This window comes from Arenibacter troitsensis (genome assembly GCF_900177645.1).
In the GTDB taxonomy this organism is placed as follows: Bacteria; Bacteroidota; Bacteroidia; order Flavobacteriales; family Flavobacteriaceae; genus Arenibacter; species Arenibacter troitsensis.
This window is the reverse complement of sequence record NZ_FXAO01000011.1, coordinates 71,081-89,941: the sequence shown is the minus strand read 5'-3', so window position 1 is coordinate 89,941 and position 18,861 is coordinate 71,081. Positions and strand designations below refer to the sequence as shown.

The 18,861-nt window shown below is 41.1% G+C and carries 10 protein-coding genes; 4 read left to right on the top strand and 6 right to left on the bottom strand.

Translation table 11 applies throughout. The features are described from left to right. The 6 genes from B9Y87_RS19590 to B9Y87_RS19565 all read right to left on the bottom strand — a co-directional run bounded on the left by B9Y87_RS19590 (position 1) and on the right by B9Y87_RS19565 (position 9,879). Positions 1-1,875 (bottom strand): tetratricopeptide repeat-containing sensor histidine kinase, encoded by a 1,875-nt coding sequence (locus B9Y87_RS19590; RefSeq protein WP_085500661.1) that lies wholly within the window; start codon positions 1,873-1,875, stop codon positions 1-3. 117 nt (positions 1,876-1,992) lie between these two features. Then, positions 1,993-4,167, bottom strand: coding sequence for a xanthine dehydrogenase family protein molybdopterin-binding subunit (locus B9Y87_RS19585; RefSeq protein ID WP_085500660.1), 2,175 nt, complete (start codon positions 4,165-4,167; stop codon positions 1,993-1,995). A gap of 4 nt (positions 4,168-4,171) precedes the next feature. Further along, the gene (locus tag B9Y87_RS19580; protein ID WP_085500659.1) at positions 4,172-4,648 is read right to left on the bottom strand and encodes a (2Fe-2S)-binding protein; all 477 of its coding nucleotides are present in this window, start codon (positions 4,646-4,648) and stop codon (positions 4,172-4,174) included. 312 nt (positions 4,649-4,960) lie between these two features. Then, entirely contained in the window at positions 4,961-5,563 is a 603-nt protein-coding gene (locus B9Y87_RS19575) for a class I SAM-dependent methyltransferase (RefSeq protein ID WP_085500658.1), read from the bottom strand. A gap of 107 nt (positions 5,564-5,670) precedes the next feature. After that, on the bottom strand, positions 5,671-8,973 hold the full coding sequence (locus B9Y87_RS19570) for an amidohydrolase family protein (RefSeq protein WP_085500657.1): 3,303 nt from the start codon (positions 8,971-8,973) through the stop codon (positions 5,671-5,673). A gap of 540 nt (positions 8,974-9,513) precedes the next feature. Then, the gene (locus B9Y87_RS19565) at positions 9,514-9,879 is read right to left on the bottom strand and encodes a nuclear transport factor 2 family protein (RefSeq protein ID WP_085500656.1); all 366 of its coding nucleotides are present in this window, start codon (positions 9,877-9,879) and stop codon (positions 9,514-9,516) included. Positions 9,880-10,416: 537 nt separating this feature from the next. On the opposite strand from B9Y87_RS19565, the gene B9Y87_RS19560 reads away from it, so the two are divergent. The 4 genes from B9Y87_RS19560 (at position 10,417) to B9Y87_RS19545 (ending at position 18,791) form a co-directional block, all read left to right on the top strand. After that, the gene (locus B9Y87_RS19560) at positions 10,417-13,548 is read left to right on the top strand and encodes a SusC/RagA family TonB-linked outer membrane protein (protein ID WP_085500655.1); all 3,132 of its coding nucleotides are present in this window, start codon (positions 10,417-10,419) and stop codon (positions 13,546-13,548) included. 3 nt (positions 13,549-13,551) lie between these two features. Continuing rightward, entirely contained in the window at positions 13,552-15,006 is a 1,455-nt protein-coding gene (locus B9Y87_RS19555; RefSeq protein ID WP_085500654.1) for a RagB/SusD family nutrient uptake outer membrane protein, read from the top strand. A gap of 365 nt (positions 15,007-15,371) precedes the next feature. Beyond that, complete coding sequence (locus B9Y87_RS19550) at positions 15,372-16,769, top strand: sulfatase family protein (protein WP_085500653.1); 1,398 nt, start codon at positions 15,372-15,374, stop codon at positions 16,767-16,769. Between the two features lie 291 nt (positions 16,770-17,060). Next, a complete protein-coding gene (locus B9Y87_RS19545; protein WP_085500652.1) occupies positions 17,061-18,791 on the top strand; it encodes an FAD-dependent oxidoreductase in 1,731 nt (576 codons plus the stop codon). Positions 18,792-18,861 lie beyond the last annotated feature (70 nt).

Sequence of the window (18,861 nt, the reverse complement as noted above, 5' to 3'; positions counted from 1 at the left end):
TTAGATGGCAAACGTAATGGTAGCCGTAACCCCTTCGTTTGGTTTGGAGTCGAAAATAATATTTCCTTTTATACCTTTTATGCGGTTTTCCACATTCTTAAGTCCATTTCCCAAATAATTTCCTTTCAAGGAAAATCCCACTCCATTGTCCACATACTTTATAACAACCTGTTTGCTGCTCTTACTGCAGGTAATGGCAACCAAAGAGGCATTGCTGTGTTTTTTCATATTCACCAGTAATTCCTGTAGAACCCTATATACTTCAATTTTGGCCTCTGCCGAAACATTATCCCAGAAGTTGGAGGGTAATTCCTTGGTGATCAACTTTGTTTTAGTGGAGCTATAGGAATTTAAAAGGGAGAAGAATTCCTTGCCAAAGTTATCTCCGGTATCAATGGCCGTAAATTCTTTGGAAATATCCCTTATTCTTTGGTAAATACTATCCAGACCTTCTAAAATTATTACTTTCTGTGGGTTAGCTATATCCTGGCCCTCTTTTTGAACCTGTGTCATAAGGTAAAAAATGTCATTACCCAGTTCGTCATGCAATTTTTTGGAAAGGCGCAACTCGGTCTTATAGGCCATCTCCAGCTGTTCTTTCTTTTTTTGCTGATTTTTATACAGGACAACAAAGACTATCAGGATCAATGAAATAATTGTGGCAGAAATGGCCAAAATATTTTGTTTCTCTTTAATAGCGACTTGCGCCAAAAGCATAAGGTTCTTTTTTTCCAATGCATCATTGTCATATTTTGTGGCGGCATAGATAGCGCGAACGGCTTGTTTTGTTTTTTCAAGGGTATTCTGCACATTGGAATAAAATATGGCCTCTTCGGAAACATCCTGGCCCAAGGATTTTTTCAAGGGCAATAGTAGATCCAAAGCTTCCAAAATAGCGACAGAATTATTTGTTTTTTTCGAGTTGGCAAGAGCTTTTTGGGCATAATCCAACGCCAATGGCTTATTGGTCTCAAAGTAATATTCTGCCAAATGTATAGTGCTGGATATTAATCCGGGAACCGTGTTAAGTTCTTGCCGTATTCTTAAGGCATCCAACTGTAGGGACTCGCTCTCAGGGTTATTTTTGATTTCTAACCACATATAATGGCCCTTGTTGCAAATAGCACGTGCAAATTGCGAGGGGTTGCTGGCTTGGGTGTTCGCGGCAATGCTGTCCAAAATTTTAAGGCTGGTGCCGTAATCTTTTAGTGCTGCCAGGATATTCGCCCTGGTGGTTTTAATGTTGTATAGATTTTCGGTGCTGATGTCAGCTGTCGGGTGTTTGTTTAGAAGACTAAAAATTTTATCGCTCCACCGCAAGGCTTCTTTAGGGTGTCCCAACTCCTTTTGGCATACAGCAATGTTTTGGTACAGACCGGAGATGGATTCTATTTCATTGGAACCTTCCAAATATTTTAATCCTTCGGTAGCAGTGATCATCCCTCCGTTGTAATCGCCCAAACTCTTTTGGATGTTGGCCATGTCCAGCAGTCGGTCTCCCGCACCTATGCTATCCTTTAATTTGAGATTTATAGAATATGCTTTGTCAATGTAGAAATAAGACGAATCCAATTGATCCAATATTTTATAATAATATCCCAGCCTCCAATAGGCATTGGTGATGTGGCTGCTATCCGATAATACTTTGGCCTTTAAGAGCAATTTTTTGGAATGGACAATAGCGTTTTGGTAATCCTTCTTTTTAGCAAAACCCTTAATTTGTTTTTTGAGTTGTTCTATTGAGTCTGTTGGTTTTTCAACTGTAGCGGAATAGTGGTAATCGGAATTTGCAATGCCATTTTCAGGGGACAAACCTGCTAGACAACAATTGTAAATAAGGACAAAAATGAAGGACAGGCCAAACTTAAATTTCATCCCCCCAAAATACAAAAAGCCTTCAGATTATTGAAGGACATTTCTGATTTAGGGATCAAAATAAATAATCCCATTTTGTAATAGTTCGTGTTTTGAGGGTGTTATTATTGGAACGGTTTAACTGTTCAAGGCCTGCAACACACGCTCTGGGGAAAAGGGCAAATGGCGAAGTGGTTTTCCAGTTAATCTTAAAAAGGCATTGGCTATGGCACAGGGCACCATGGGTGTTGCCGTTTCTCCTACCCCTTCGGGAACTTCTGCCGATTCAAGGATTACAGTTTCAATACTATCAGGGACGTCCTGCATCCTAAGTAAATTATAGTCGTGATAATTGGACTGTTGCACCCGGCCATTCACTATGGTAATTTGTTCTTTGAGGACACTGCTCATGCCCATAATAATGCCGCCTTCCATTTGGGCCTTAACGTTGTCCGGTTGTACTACTACCCCTGCATCCAAGGCAATCCAAAAATGGTGTACTTTGATATTTCCGGTACTGCGGTCTACCGAGATTTCGCACACACCAGTTCCCAATGATCCATGTTCCACAAAGGCCATACCCTTGGCACGTCCATTAACGGAAGGTGTGTTCCAATTGGATAGTTCAGCGACTTTTTCCAATGTAGCCAGGGCCCTGGGGGCTTTGGCCATTAATTTTCTCCTAAGATGCAAAGGATCCAAGCCCTGGTCCCGTGCAATTTCATCCAGCATACATTCAATGGCAAATTTGTTGGGGCCATGACCCACGGCACGCCAATGTTTTAGTCGAATGCCATTGGAGGCTTCCCTCCATTCTGCAAATTGGTTGGGGATATCATAGTGGTCATTGGTCACTGCACTGGCCACCAGATTGCCTCCGTCTCCCACCACAGTGTGCGAAAATGACGTGATGTTCCCCTTAAAATCCGTGTTGGCCGTAAGTCGCTGTAAGGAAAGGGGGCGAAAGGCACCATAGGTAACATCGTCCTCCCTGGTCCATATTAGTTTTACTGGAAGTGGTGCCATTTCTTTTGCCAGGTTGGCACATTCCTCCACAAAATCGTTCATGCTTCTTCTGCCAAATCCACCTCCCAAATATTGCAGGTGTACCTTAACATTTTCCGGGGCTATTCCGAGAATTTTGGGCACTCCCAGCTTGGTGTCCATACCCTGCTGGCTACCTACCCAAACTTCTGCACTGCCACCATCTTCCGCAACCTTCACCACCGCATTCAGCGGTTCCATTTGGGCATGGTATACATAGTCGTTTTTATAGTCCACCGCATAGGTTTTGGCAGCCGTTTTTTTGGCTTTGGAAACGTCCCCAATTTCAATGATCACCTTGCCCTTTTCTTTTTGGGAGGCTATTTTTTCATAAGTGGAATAAATTTCCTGTGAATTGTGTCCGCTTGCCTTGGAATCGCTCCAATCTATTTTTAAGCTTTTTTTTGCACTCAAAGCCTGTTCTAGGGTCTTGGCAACGACCCCAATGGCATAATCCAAAGGGATTATCCTTACTACCCCGTCCATGGCCAGAATTTCGGCTTCATTGGTCAGTTTGGGTTTGGAACCGTGGAGGTTACCTCTTTCCAAGACTCCGTAAACCATTTCCGGCAAGCGGATGTCAATGGCAAACATAGCACTACCAATTACCTTGGCAGGGATCTCGGTACGGGGAATGTCTTTCCCGACCAGCTTAAAATCCTTGGGATTCTTTAATTGTGCTTCGCTAAAGTCGGGCAGAGTTTCCTGCATTTCCAAAAAAGGGATTAGGGCTCCGTAATTTATTTTTTGGTTGGTTCTTCCGTGGAGTACATGGCTATTGGATGTTGTAAGTTCCTCTATGGGTACTTCCCAATGTTTGGCGGCACTGTTCATTAAAACATAGCGGGCCTGGGCGCCTGCCTTTCGCATAACATTATAGTAGCTGTTTGTTGTCCTGCTTCCTACCGTAAACATTAGCTTACTGCCCGGGTTCCATCCCGGGGAACCGTAGATTTCCGATTCCTGGGGTGAAAACTCCACCTTCACCATAGACCAGTCGGCATCCATCTCTTCGGCAAATATTAGTGGTAAGGAGGTCATGGATCCCTGCCCCATTTCGGCGGCCGGATTATAAATGGTAATTAGGCCGTCCTCGGACAATTTTACCCAGGCCGTAAGTGGTTGTTGGGCGAGTTGTTCCTTAATTTTATTAGGGTCTTTGCAGGATATCAACTGCGGCAGTATACCCGATATGCCAATGAAGAGGGCCACCCCAGAGGATGATTTTAGAAAGTTCCTTCTGCTAATTTCGGCTTTCGTTTGAACCATGACTTTAGTTTTCAATGGATGTTGGGGTTTTGGAGGCTAATTCAATGGCCTTGATAATACGAAGGTAAGTACCGCAGCGGCACAGGATACCGTTCATATGGGTCTTTATTTCCTCCCTTGTGGGATTGGGATTTTTTTTCAAGAGGGCTACGGCCTGCATGATCTGCCCGGCTTGACAATAACCGCATTGAGGTGCTTGGGCCTCGATCCATGCTTTTTGAACTGGATGATCCCCGTTTTTGGACAAACCTTCTATGGTCTTGATTTTTTGTCCGTCGGCATAATTGTCTACCTGAAGAAGACAGGCCCGCATGGGTTCATTGTCAATATGTACCATACAGGCCCCACATTGCCCTATGCCACAACTGTATTTGGTGCCGGTAAGGCCCAAATGTTCCCGCAATACCCAGAGTAGGGAAGTGCCTTCGGTAACTTCTACTTTATGTTTTGTGTTGTTGATATCTAGTTGAAACGTAGCCATGACAAACAATGTTTTCCATTAAATTACTGAAAAAGAAAGATGTGGCCTATTTGGGGCTTGAAATTTTTTGAAAATTAGGGTATTTGTTAGGAGATGCCGATGGTCGGTGCTCGCACTAGAAGCGAGTTATAGAGCGCAAAATATGTGTTGGTTAAGCTACTAGTGCAATTTAGCTCATGACATAATTATTCTACGGGTATTTATGTGGTTTAGATTTAGCTACGTTGAATCTAAGGTTTTTCCTCGCTCATATTTCCCTTCGCTGGCGCCAGCGTCACGCTCGTACCCCTCGCTGCCCAAACTAGAGTTTTTTTAGTTTTTCTTGCACTTAATTAAAAACATGGGTTGGTCTTCCTTTACCTCCACAATTTCGATTAGCCCAGCATGGTCAAATTCGGTATGTACTGCTTCCCTGTCGTAATAGTAAATTTTGGCACCTTCATGAACTTCGTACCTGTCTTTGCTGATCATTTTTCCTTTGCCGAAATTTGGGGCACCCTTACTTATTGCGGTAAAAACCATATAACCATTTTTGTCCAATTGGTGAAAGCAGTCTTGGATTAGTTTTATTCTTTCGTTCTTGCTCAAAAGATGGATCAAGGCATGACAAAAAATGCCATCGTATTTCTTTTCATCAAAAGGCATTGCGGAAACGGATCCGTGATAAATAGTCATACCATTTCCATAATGTTTTTTTGCTAGGGCAATGGCTGTTTTGGAAATTTCTATCCCGGTGACATTAATGCCGTTCTCCATAAAAATTTGTGCGTTACGACCGTAACCAATACCAGGAACTAGCACATTTTTAACGGATTGCTTTATAAAAAATTCTTTTGTTATAACAGCTGATTTTGCAGGTTCAAAGCCCCACATTTCCTGTTTTCCAATAAAATTCGTTTCCCAAAATTCTGACATAACAGTATATTTTCTATACAAATGTTGTCATTATAAAATTCAACAAAAATTCATCGCAGGCTTATGCGGACTGCGTGCCCATTCAAGCTCGTCTTAAACGCACTATATCAATGTCCTACCTCACAAGAACATCCTGTATGTGTTTCCCCGTGCCAATCGAAAGCAGGGGCGTAGTCGCTCATTTCCCAATAGAAAGGGCTTCTAGGGTTATCATAGTTGCCTATCTCGTTCATAGTTTCGGTATCGTATAAACGTCCATTGATCATGGTATAGATCACCGAATTGGAATTTTGGATATCCTCCAAAGGATTTTTGTCCAATACGATTAGATCGGCCAACTTTCCTTGTTCCAAGGACCCAAGTTGATCCCCCATTCCAAGGTATGAGGCCCCGTTAATGGTGGCTGCCTTTAAGGCTTCCATATTGCTCATTCCCCCTTGGGCCAACATCCAAAGTTCCCAATGTGCGCCAAGACCCTGCAATTGCCCATGGGCACCGAGGTTTATTTTTACACCGGCATCGGCCAATTTCTTGGTTGCATTGGCAACCAGGATATGACCGTTTTCATATTCCTTAATAGGTGCCATGGTACGATGTCTGGAGCGAGCATCAATTACACTTCTTGGCGTGTATTTTAATAGTTTTTCGTTTTCCCAAACATTGGTGGTCTGGTACCAAAAGTATTCCCCGTTCAATCCGCCGTAATTAACAATCAGGGTGGGGGTGTAGGCTGTTTCGCTGGCCGACCATAATTTTAGGACATCATCATAAATGGGAGCCACCGGTATATTGTGTTCTATACCCGTATGTCCGTCCAAAATCATGGACATATTGTGAAAGAAGGTAGATCCTCCTTCCGGAACTACTTCTATCTGCTTTTCATGGGCCGCCTTAATGATCTGCTGTCTTTGGTCACGTCTTGGTTGATTGTAACTTTTTACCGAAAAAGCGCCAAAGGCTTTGGTTCTCAGAATGGCCGATCGTGCATCTTCCAAGTTGTTTACGGTAGCTTTAAAGTCGCCGTCCGCACCATATAAAATTACCCCGGTAGAAAAAATTCTGGGCCCAACCATAGTTCCCGCCTTTACCATTTCCGATTGGGAAAATACCACTTCGGTATTGGCCGAAGGATCGTGGGTAGTGGTTACCCCATAGGCCAAATTGGCATAATAGGGCCAGTGTTTTTGGGCACTCAAACCAAACCTAAAATGACTAAGATGTGCATGCGCATCCACTAGTCCTGGCATTATGGTTTTGCCGCTAACATCCAAAACTTTGGCCTCGGCAGGGATATTGATTTCATCACTGGAGCCAAGGTTTGTAATTTTATTGTTGTTGATGATGATGGTGCCATTCTCTATAACTTCATCATTGTTCATGGTAATGATTCTGGCCCCTTTTAGGGCAATGGTTCCCTTGGGTTTGTCCGTTGGAAGGCTTAGGTTGATTTTAAGGCCTACAGTGTCCATAGCCGGAATACTATCCGGAGCTCCCTCCATAAAGGTGAAGCGTTGGTTGATGGCGGTATTAAAATAGGCATCGCCCAAAGTCCAGTTTAGTTTGTCGCTATTCGAAGACCAGTGTAGATTAATGCCTGCATCACGGGCTACCTGAGCCACTGGAACATTGGTAGCATTTCCGTCCAATTCTATGGTATTTCCTGTCTTGGGCAGGGCAGCAATATATACCTTGTACAGATTGGTAAAGGCCAGCCAGTTATCATCCGGACTGGGAATGATTCGTTGTGCGTATTTCGATTTTACAATTTCCCGTTCTTCCTTACCCTGGAGGTTGACAGATTTTAGGGTCTTGGTGATGTTCCCCAATAGATATCCTCCGGTTTGGTAGTAGATCCTTGAGGCATCCTTATTAAAACTTGGAAAAATACCTTCCTTTACCACTAATTTTTTACTGGTAGTGATGCCCGATTTTCTGGATTCACTTATTTCCATAAGATAGATCCCGGGCTCTTTGGTATGTACATATCCCTGATGTTGATTGCCATCTTCTTCTCGGTATACAATATGGTTGTTATTGATTGGAGAAAAGTTGGGCTCCCTATAAATTGCCTTTTCATTGGTTAGTTTAATAGGACGGTTTTTATTGGAGCTGAGGTCCAACCTATGTATGGCCCCCATATCCTCATCGTTCCAGGTTACGTACACTAAGTATTTGCCGTTTTTGGAAAAGGCAGGTTCATATTCCAGATCCTTTCCGGTGGTAAGTCGGGCAGGGTTGCCATTGGGCAGTGTTTTTTTCCACAGGTAACCTGCGGCGTTGAATATTAGTGTTTTTCCGTCAGGTGAGGTTACCGCATTGCGTATAGCCTTTGGGATAAAGGTTTCTGGCGCCGCATCGTTTTTAAATTTTAAAGCATTTACGATCTTGTGTTCTGCCGTGGCCTCAAAGGGAATATCGCTGGCCTTTAAGGAATTGAGGTCAATTCTTTTGATTTTGCCCTGGACCCAGATTATGATGGCGGTATCATCCGGGGTAAAATTGAATCCGGTATAGGGTCCAAATATGGCCCATGCTTCCTGTTGGTCCTTGCTTAGTTGATCGTATACGGGCCATTCCCTCCCGGTTTTAAGGTCGTGCAGATAGAGCACTGTTTTTTCCCTAACCCTTTTTACAAAGGCCATTACGTCACCTTTGTGCGAAATTACAGGCCGTATGGCCCCTCCGGGCCCGCCTGTTACCCGTTCTATTTCCCCATCTTCCAAATTGTAACGGTTTATAACATATATCTGGCTATTGGGATCCTTATTGTACTGAAATTCCCCGCCTGGATAAATGTCTTCGCTATAGTATACATATTTACCATCAGGTGAAGCCCAAGGCTCTCCAACATCCTGTTGGTCGTTTTTCTTTTTGGTAAGCTGAATACCCTTGCCGCCAGATTTATGGTACATCCATATTTCGCCAGCACCTAGAGAGCGGGTGGAGGTAAAATGTTTACGGCAAAAAATATAGTTTCCGTCTACCGACCAAACCGCGTTGTTTACCAATCTAAAATCTTCCTTGGTGATCTTTTCGGCTTCGGAACCGTCTGTATTCATCACCCAAATATTATCGCCCCCGCCGGCATCGCTGGTAAAGCTAATATGTTTTCCATCCGGGCTGTACCTAGGTTGCACTTCAAAGGCATGGCCGCCCCGTATCAGGGTGGCAGTGCCGCCTGATATTGGCATGGTGTAGATATCACCCAGCATATCAAAGACAATCTGGTTCCCGTCCGGACTTACGTCCAGGCTTATCCAAGACCCTTCGTTGGTGGTGATGGAAACATTTTTAAAGGGAAGGGCAGGGGTGTTGACATCCCATTTGTCCTTTTTGGTATCTTCTTTATCCTGGGAATAGGAGGTTTGGCAAATTAGTAATACTAGGGCGAATAGGATACTGTTTTTCATAGAAGGTGATTCTAGCAAAATATTGTTCTGCACTTAGGTTAAAAATAAAACTTTAAAGATAGCACTTTGTATTAAATAGCCCATTGGAAATGTGGCTTTGAGTGTTGGGAAAAGCTTGTGAAGGTTGAGAACCGCCAAGTTGGGAGTTTTTGCGCGGCGGATAATTTCAATATCTGCTGAGACCTTATATTTAATTTCGGTACTTGAGTTGATAATCACTGCTATTTGAATTATTTTGGGTTATAATTTTTTTATAATGGTCCGGTTTTTTCGAAGTATTGCGCTCAAGGTGCCGGAAATTAGAATCCCCGGTTTGGTAACCATTATAAATTTAAGATTGGTGTTTAGCTCTAAATCAACCAATACCATTTGAAGGTCGATAAGGTTTTAAATAATTTAAATTAGGGTTGTCCGATCAAGTCGAAAAGACCTTGTTAAAATCGATAAATACGATTCGCTTTCTTGCACTTTCCATGGATTATAATGAAAATTTAAATCCTACGGTATGTCATAATTATGCCCTGTGAAGGCATCTTATTATTATTTTTTATCGGAAATACAATAAGAAGAGATTTTTTCCAATTCATGGTTCCCGTTAAATTCATAAACGTCACAGGCCGAAATAAAATTAACCCGTCTGCCGTCCTTTATAAACTCCGCCGTTCCACTAACGACCACTTTATTGTCCGCAACAATAATATGATCCGTTATAAAGTTGGTCTGGACAGATTTAAAATAAGCAGCTGTTTGTTGGCAATTCGCAATTACGTCGGTTTTGCCGGTGAGCACATTTTCACCAATAATGTTCCAAGTAATATTTTCTGATAAATATGGAAATGCAAGTTCAAAATTTCCATTGGAAAAGGACACCGCTATTTCTTTAATTGAAGGCTTGTAATTTACCATGATTTAGTGCCATTTTTTTGGTTATAATCGTGTAATTGTTGTCGAGCTATTATTCCTAATTTCCTGAATTCTAATTTATGAAATATTGGTTGATGTTGATTAAATGCTAAGAGAAATATCAATTGTATTTATTTTGAATAGTTCCTGCGGAAGCAATTGGGCATTTTGCCCTTCCACCTAGTTTTGTTTTTATTTCATAACCCTTTCTTAACGGTTTGTTAATATTGTACATGGTTATGCTAATTATAGAATCTTAAAAGCGCTTAATAGAAATTATATTTACCCTCATTATTAATATTAGTATATAAGTTTTAAATCTTATGTATATGACGTTGGGACTTGTGGATTAATCTACTTGTTCAGTTTCAAATAATGAAGGGAAAGTTTGCCTTCTCCTTAAAATTATCACAATAAAGATCCCCGAAACAACACTCCCAGAAAGGGAATAAGTAACCCATTAATTCATAGTACCTGCTGTTATACAGCAAAATAATTAGATAACAATGGAAAATAATTTAACATTAAACACTTTACGGAATGACAAAAAAAAACAAGCTTAAGCAGGAATTACCCCGGAAGTTGAGATTTCATAGGGTACTAAAACCCTCGTTAACACTTCTAATAGGCGCAATGGTTGCTTTTCCAAGTGGTAATTACGCTTCAGAACTGAATGCTATTAGGAAAAATAAGAGTTACAAGACCTTAAGTGTATTGGCAGAAAAACCCATGCCACAAACTGTAGTTAATGGGGTGGTACTGGATAACACTGGACAACCATTATCTGGGGCTAATATTTTAGAAAAGGGTACTACAAATGGGGTGATTGCCGATTTTGATGGTAATTTCGCTATTTCTTTAAGTGATGAAAATGCCGTTTTAGTGGTTTCATACTTGGGCTTTGCAAGTAAAGAGGTCGCTGTTGATGGAAACGAGAACCTTCGGATAAGCTTGGAGGAAAGTGCTGCCGGATTGGAGGAAGTTGTAGTAATTGGTTATGGCACGGTAAAAAAGAGCGATTTAACAGGTGCTGTTAGCTCAATAAAGGGTGAAGATCTTAATACGGATTCACAGGCCTCTATTGATGAAATTATACAAGGGAGAATCGCTGGAGTGCAAGTTACTCAAACCAGCGCTGAACCGGGAGGGGCTTTTTCAATTAGAATTAGGGGGACCAATTCAATTACAGCAGGTAATGAGCCTTTGTACGTGATTGATGGTCTGCCAGGTGCAAACCCGGGTAACTCATTAAACCCAGCGGATGTAAAATCAATTGAAGTACTAAAAGATGCTTCGGCTACGGCAATCTACGGAGCAAGAGGTTCGAACGGAGTAGTACTTATAACTACAAAACAAGGACTTAAGGATACCCAATTGGAAATAAATTACAATTTGACAACTGGGATACAAAATGCATCCAAAACCCTGGATCTGATGAATACCCAAGAATATATGGCATTTTACAACGCCCTTAGCTTGGATCGTGGAGTGGCTGCCCCTTTTAGTCAGGAATTTATGAATACTATAGGCTCAGGGACCGATTGGCAAGACGAAATTTTGCGCTCAGCCCTTATGCAAGAACATCGTCTTTCTTTTTCTGGGGGGTCAAGTGATACACAATATTATTTGTCGCTCAATTATTTTGATCAGGAGGGAATCGTAATAGATTCTGGTTTTGAGAGAATAACGGGAAGGGTAAATTTAACCCATTCTATAGGGGAAAAATTGAAAGTAGGTATAAACTTTAGTAATAGTTTGCTATCTGAAGATCTTATACCATCCGGCACTGGAACCAATAGGGATGCAGGTGTAATTGCAACTGCAATTCAGTTACCACCTACGATGCCTATATATGATGACAACGGGGATTATGCCTTTAGCTTACAGGATTTAAGTAATTCAGTGGCACAGGCCAGAACGATTGAGCAATTCTCAAAAAGCACCCGTATGTATGGAAATACCTTCATTGATTATCAAATCTTCAAAGATTTCAAATCGAGAATTAATCTGGGATATGATCATATGATCACAGAATTTGATGAAGTTATGAATAAGGAGACCCAAAGAGGACTTCTTTTTGAAGGAAGGGCCACTAGAAGTTCAACCGAAAACGACAGCTACCTATTCGAATTTATAAATGATTATAGCAAAACATTCAGTGCTAAGCATAGGTTGAATGCTCTTTTGGGTTATTCATATCAAAAGTTCGAAAACTCTTCTTTTAGGGCTTCAGCTCAAAATTTTCCAAGTTCTTCATTTGGTTCCAATAATCTAGGAGCTGGGGATACCAGTCAAAATATTGTTGGGTCTTCTAGGGATGAGAATACGATCATTTCTGGCTTCGGTAGGCTAAACTATAATTTTGATGATAGATACCTTTTAACCGGTTCTTTGAGGGCAGATGGTTCCTCAAGGTTTGGTGAGAATAACAAGGTGGCATACTTTCCATCCGCAGCTTTTGGTTGGAATGTTTCAAATGAATCGTTTTATTCAGACGAAAGCCCGGTTTCTAGTTTAAAGCTAAGGGCAAGTTATGGTTTAAGTGGTAATCAGGAAATCAACAACGCAAGATCTTTAGTGCTGTTGGGAAGTGGGCCAATCGCTGTCTTGAACGGTCAGGAATTTCAATCTATTGCACCCATACAGTTAGCTAATCCGAATCTTAAGTGGGAGACTACGGAATCACTTAATTTTGGATTGGATTTTGGTATCCTTAACGGTCGCTTAACGGGATCTTTGGAATATTTTAGAAATAAGACAAGAGACTTATTACTTGAGTTGCCTGTGCCAACAACAACCGGTTTTTCCAGCTCTCTTCAAAACGTAGGGGATACTAAAAATAGTGGTTTCGAGTTCAATATTTCATCGAATAATTTTATTGGTGAGTTTTCATGGACAACAGATTTCAATCTAGCCACAGTACGTAATGAGGTTTTAAACCTAGGAGAACTACCAAGAATTTTACAAGGTGGAACAAGGTTTATTCAGGAATTTACGCTACTTGAGGTGGGGCAGCCTATCAATTCGTATTATGGATATGTTTCTGATGGGGTATTTCAATCGCAAGATGAAATTGACAACAATCCCAGTCAGGCAAATGCGGCGCCAGGGAGTCGAAAATTTAAGGATATAAATGAGGATGGTATTATAGACGATAAGGACAGAACAGTTTTGGGAGATCCATTTCCTGATTTCACCTTCGGACTTAACAATACTTTAAATTATAAAGGTTTTTCGCTAGATGTCTTTTTAGAAGGTAAATTGGGTTATGAATTGGCAAACTTCACCAATATTGATTCTGAAAATCCTATAGACAATCTTAGGAACAGGCAACGTTATGTATTGGACAGATGGACACCGGAAAATCCAACAAACGATACTCCTTCATTTGTTAATCCATCGAGAACTTTTGATTTTAACAGTAGAATAGTTGAGGATGCTTCATTTGTGCAATTGAAGAATGCCAGAATAGGCTATTCATTCCCTAATTTGAAAATGAATAGTATATCTTCATTATTGGTGTATGTTTCCGGACAGAATTTGGCAATGTTTACCAATTATAAAGGATATAATCCTAACGTAAATGCATTGGGTACTTCCAATGTTAGAATCGATTATAATGCATATCCTCTTGCAACTATATACTCATTAGGAATTAACGTAAAATTTTAAAAGATGAAAAAAATAATAAATTTTTGTACGCTTTTCTCAATTGTTTTTTTGTGGCTTGCATTTACGGGATGCGAAGATGCACTGGATGAAAAAACTTTTACCACATTAAGCCCAAACGATTTTTTGACAAATGCTGAAGATGTAGAAGTGGTTCTTAATTCTGTCTATGGAGAATTAAGATATAGTGATATAACCCGAGATGCCATTACGCTTAATGAGGTAAATACCGACATCCATATTGAACGTAATGGAGGTATTTTCGCAGCCAATGAGCTTATGGAAGAATTTATTTGGACTTCCTCCCATAGCTATTTGCAATCATCCTGGGAACGCCGGTATAGAACAATATACAATGCCAATGTAGTGTTGGATAATGTTCCAGGCGTTGAGATGGATGAAACAAGGAAACAAGAGGTTTTGGCAGAAGCAAGGTTTTTAAGAGCATTTTCGTATTATTTGCTATTTGACTTTTTTGGTCCGGTTCCATTAATTGTTACCAGTGAAACTGCAGTTACAGATCGTCCTGCCCGTGCCACTGAGGAGGAAATGATTTCCTTTATAGAAAGTGAACTGATGGCAGTAAGCGAAATTCTTCCGGTGACCTCCCCGAGAAATGAATACGGAAGACCTACAAAAGGAGCTGCACTTGGGATCCTAGCCAAATTTTATATGATGACCAAAAAATGGAAAGAGGCTGCAGATACTTCTTTAGAAGTGATGGATTTAGGTGTATACGACCTATTTACAGATGGAAATAGAATAAACTTATTTAGTCCTGATAATCAGCGTGATAACGAATTTATTTTTGTTGCTAACATGTCAGATACCCCAAATGATGTTACAGGTAACGGTTGGTTAAGCCATGTTGTTCCACGTGGGTATCAGTGGCAATATCCGCCAAGAGCAATTTTTGCTGCAGAATTTAAGATTAGATCGGAATTTCTTGAACTTTTTGAACCTGAAGACGAAAGATTGGATGCATTTTTATTTGAATTTGTAAATGCAGATGGGGAGACAATTGTACTTGGTGAAGATGATGCTCGAAGTATGAAATTTCCAGAGTATCCTAATCAAGACATTAGTAGGGCATCCGATGATTTTCCTTTTTTACGATATGCAGATATATTATTGTCTAGAGCTGAGGCACTAAATGAGCTCAATGGGACAAACCAAGTTTCAGTGGATCTTTTAAATTTAGTGAGGGATGCTGCTGGTGTAAGCACATTTGATATTGCTGATTTTGCTACTAAAGAAGCATTTAGGGATTTTATATTAGATGAAAGAGGTAGGGAGTTCCACACGGAGGCCTTAAGGAGACAAGATTTGATTAGGCACGGTAAATTTATTGAGTCTGCAAATGAAAGGGGTAAGTCGGCCGAAGATTTTCGTGTTAGGTTTCCAATTCCTCAGACAGAGATTGAACGTAATCCGAGTCTAATCCAGAATGATGGATACTAGATTTTAAGTAAAAGAAAGACAATTTTACAGTTAAGTTAGGTTTGTTAAAAGGGCTCCCAGTTATTGGGGGCCTTTTTTATTTTTATCAATCGAAAATCCCAATTTCCCACAATTAAACCACAACTTCCCGACAGCATATTTACATTGGGGGTATAGATGTTATTATTGGTACTCGTGGGTGTAATATATAAGAGTGAATTGGTTGCTAAAGGGAATCAGGAAAACTGTTCTCCAACTTTTGTATCACTCATAATTCCATAAAAATACAATTTGGTATTGAACACATCAACAAATCTGCATTTCATGGTTTGGGTTTATTTATTTTTTGCAATCTTTATACACCACTAAATTTTAATTAGACCGAAATGAACGTATTTAAAAAATCAATAGGCATTGAATTGGCATTGCTTTTTTTACTTTTTTACCATGGAGCTTTTTCCCAAACTCCGGAGAAGAACAGGCCCAACGTCATTGTAATTTTGACCGATGACCAGGGATCCATAGATTTGAATAGTTATGGGGCAACCGACCTGCATACCCCAAATATGGATAGGTTGGTGAAGGAAGGTGTAAGGTTTACCCAATTCTATGCTGGAGCACCGGTATGTTCACCATCACGTGCCGCCCTTATGACCGGGAAGACCAATTTACGGGCAGGTCTGGAGGGTAATGTTCCAATACCCGAACGAGCGGAAATTAGCGGGGAACATGGATTGCCTACCGAGCAGATCACTATGGCAGAGATGCTTAAGCCCAATGGCTATTATACGGCACTGATTGGTAAGTGGCACCTCGGACATAGGGAACAGAACTTGCCCAACGGACAGGGATTTGATTATTTTTTTGGGCATCAGCGAGGTTGCATTGATAATTATTCCCACACCTTTTATTGGGACGGGCCTAACAAACACGACCTGTATAGAAATTCAGAGGAGGTATATTATGATGGCCAACATTTTTCCGATTTAATGGTGGAAGAAGTCAAGCAGGTAATTAACCACAGACAGGATAAGCCTTTTTTTATTTATTGGGCGTTTAATGCACCGCACTATCCCTATCAAGGTACCACAAAGTGGTTGGAACATTACAAGGATCTTCCAACGCCAAGAAGGGAATATGCCGCTTTTGTCTCCAACACGGATGAGAAAATTGGGAATGTCCTGGATTATCTGGACGAGATGGGTATAGCGGATAACACCATTGTTGTTTTTCAATCAGATCACGGGCATTCCTTGGAGGAAAGGGCATTTTGGGGAGGAGGTAATGCTGGGCCCTATAGGGGAAGCAAATTCAGCTTGTTCGAAGGGGGTATCCGTGTGCCGGCCATAATACGTTATCCGGGAATTATTCCCGCAAATGAAGTTCGCGATCAGTTGAGTATGGAAATGGATTGGTTTACTACGATAGCTGAATTGACCAACTCCAAAGCCCCCAATAATTTGGATGGAAAAAGTCTTATGCCCATTATTCTGGATAATAAAAAAGAATCAGGTCATGAGGTGGTGCACTGGCAATTGGGGAGTTATGACGACAAAACGGCCCAATGGGCAGTGCGCAAAGGTCCGTGGAAACTTATTGGAAACGTAAGAGAACCTGTTGTTGGAGGGAAGAAAATGGAGTTGGAAAAATTATACTTGTTGAATCTGGAAAATGACATTGGTGAGAAGAACAATTTGGCCGAGTCCAATCCTAAGAAGTTGAACGAACTATTAAAGTTACATACTACTTGGATAAAATCTGTGCGGACAGAAATGAAGAAATAGCCAATTTTATATTCGTTTATGGCTAGTCTCAAAATAGTTTGAGTTAGTTTAGACTAAAAGGAACTTTAGGAATCCCTTGTTCCTTTTTTTTGATACTGGTAGATAGTATTTCATTCCTAAAAGTAAAGTGGATAACGTAATTGAAAAAGAACTACGCATGCCAATCACAGTAATTCATCATACCTACATCAACGCTTAGCTTAAAGTGAAAAATAGTTATTTTAGTGCTGTTGTCCATATTGTTAATTGTCCAGCAATTAGCAGTAAAGGTATTTTCGTAATTTACTTCCTATGAAAAGAAGAAATTTTTTTGGCAATTTGGCCGCCGGTACGGGGTTGTTGGTTTTAAACCCCATTTATGCATCCCAAGGAAAAAAGCATTCTAAAAAAGGCAATAGTATAAACATAGAAGGTAGGACCTTAAAAACAGATCTTGTAATAATCGGTGGCGGAACGGGTGGTTGTGCCACAGCCTTTGGGGCGCTTCGCAACGGCCTAACGGTAATAATGACCGAGGAAACAGATTGGATTGGCGGTCAATTAACCCAACAGGGCGTACCTCCGGATGAGCATAAATGGATCAACGATTTTGGAGCTACCGCATTATACCGGGAATTTAGAAAAAAAGTCAGGGAATATTATCGCAATAATTATCCAATCAAAGAACAGTATGCCGATAACGAGAGGTTTAATCCCGGGAATGCCAGTGTTTCGGAAATTAGCCATGAGCCCAAAATTTCGTTACGGGTGTTGGAAACCATGTTCGATCCGTATATCAGTGCCGGTAAACTGGTCCTTTTAAGGGAAACAGTGGCTTTGGATGCCTCTAGCAAGGGGAACAAAGTGCAATCTGTAAGGGTTAAAAACCTTTCCACAGGGGAAATAAGGAGTTTAGAGGCGCCTTTCTTTGCGGACGCAACAGAATTAGGCGATTTATTGCCCATGACTGGTACAGAGTATGTTACCGGTGCCGAAGCCAAATCCGATACAGGGGAACTACATGCGGCAGAAATAGCAGATCCTACAAATAATCAGGCTTTTACCGTCTGTTATGCCATGGACTATAGGCTCAATGAGGATTGGACTATTGATAAACCCGAGGAGTATGGGTTTTGGCGCGACTTTACCCCAGAAATGAAAATGCCTTGGGCCGGAAAATTACTGGAACTCAACTATTCCAACCCGCGAACCCTCTTACCAAAGAATTTGGGTTTTGACCCTCAGGGAAATCACATGAAGGAGGTATTGAACCTGTGGATGTATCGCAGGATATTGGCCAAGGATAATTTTGAGGACGGTTTTCTTACGGGAGATATCACCTTGGTCAACTACCCCCAAAACGATTATTTTTTAGGTAATATTGTCGATGTTAGCGACACTGAATTGAAATATCACATCAATAGGGCCAAACAATTAAGTCTGTCTCTGTTGTACTGGCTGCAAACCGAAGCACCCAGGCCAGATGGAGGGAGAGGCTGGCCAGGTATTAGACTGCGGCCTGATGTAATGGGAACGAATGATGGATTGGCAAAATACCCCTATATAAGGGAGTCTAGAAGAATTAAGCCTTTATTCCGTATCACGGAACATCATGTGGGAAAAACCCAAAGATCAAGTATTCAAGGCGTTTCGGAAGCTGAAGCCCGTGCCCAGGATTTTCAGGATAGTGTGGGGATAGGATATTATCACATCGATCTGCATCCTAGTAGTGGTGGGGATAATTATATCGACTTTGCTTCCCTTCCATTTCAGATTCCTTTGGGAGCGTTAATTCCACAACGGATGGAAAATATATTTCCGGTAAATAAAAATATTGGAACCACCCACCTTACCAACGGATGTTACAGACTGCACCCAGTGGAATGGAGTATTGGTGAAGCCATAGGGATGTTTGTGCCTTTTTTAATGGAAACGGGACGAAGCCCCCAAGAGGTTTACAAAGACCCTGCTGCTTTGCGGAAATTTCAAAGCCTCATTCGTAGTCAAGGTGTAGATACGCATTGGCCTTACGAAAAAATGTAAAAAAAATGGATGTGAAATTCCTACACTCAAGTGGTTAGGCCGCCTTTTAAATATTATTGTGCAGACAGTA

Excerpts from the sequence above, each read along its gene's own strand:
- B9Y87_RS19570 (WP_085500657.1), bottom strand. The coding sequence starts at position 8,973 with ATGAAAAACAGTATCCTATTCGCCCTAGTATTACTAATTTGCCAAACC.
- B9Y87_RS19575 (WP_085500658.1), bottom strand. The coding sequence starts at position 5,563 with ATGTCAGAATTTTGGGAAACGAATTTTATTGGAAAACAGGAAATGTGG.
- B9Y87_RS19545 (WP_085500652.1), top strand. The coding sequence starts at position 17,061 with ATGAAAAGAAGAAATTTTTTTGGCAATTTGGCCGCCGGTACGGGGTTG.
- B9Y87_RS19560 (WP_085500655.1), top strand. The coding sequence starts at position 10,417 with ATGACAAAAAAAAACAAGCTTAAGCAGGAATTACCCCGGAAGTTGAGA.
- B9Y87_RS19565 (WP_085500656.1), bottom strand. The coding sequence starts at position 9,879 with ATGGTAAATTACAAGCCTTCAATTAAAGAAATAGCGGTGTCCTTTTCC.
- B9Y87_RS19585 (WP_085500660.1), bottom strand. The coding sequence starts at position 4,167 with ATGGTTCAAACGAAAGCCGAAATTAGCAGAAGGAACTTTCTAAAATCA.
- B9Y87_RS19550 (WP_085500653.1), top strand. The coding sequence starts at position 15,372 with ATGAACGTATTTAAAAAATCAATAGGCATTGAATTGGCATTGCTTTTT.
- B9Y87_RS19580 (WP_085500659.1), bottom strand. The coding sequence starts at position 4,648 with ATGGCTACGTTTCAACTAGATATCAACAACACAAAACATAAAGTAGAA.
- B9Y87_RS19590 (WP_085500661.1), bottom strand. The coding sequence starts at position 1,875 with ATGAAATTTAAGTTTGGCCTGTCCTTCATTTTTGTCCTTATTTACAAT.
- B9Y87_RS19555 (WP_085500654.1), top strand. The coding sequence starts at position 13,552 with ATGAAAAAAATAATAAATTTTTGTACGCTTTTCTCAATTGTTTTTTTG.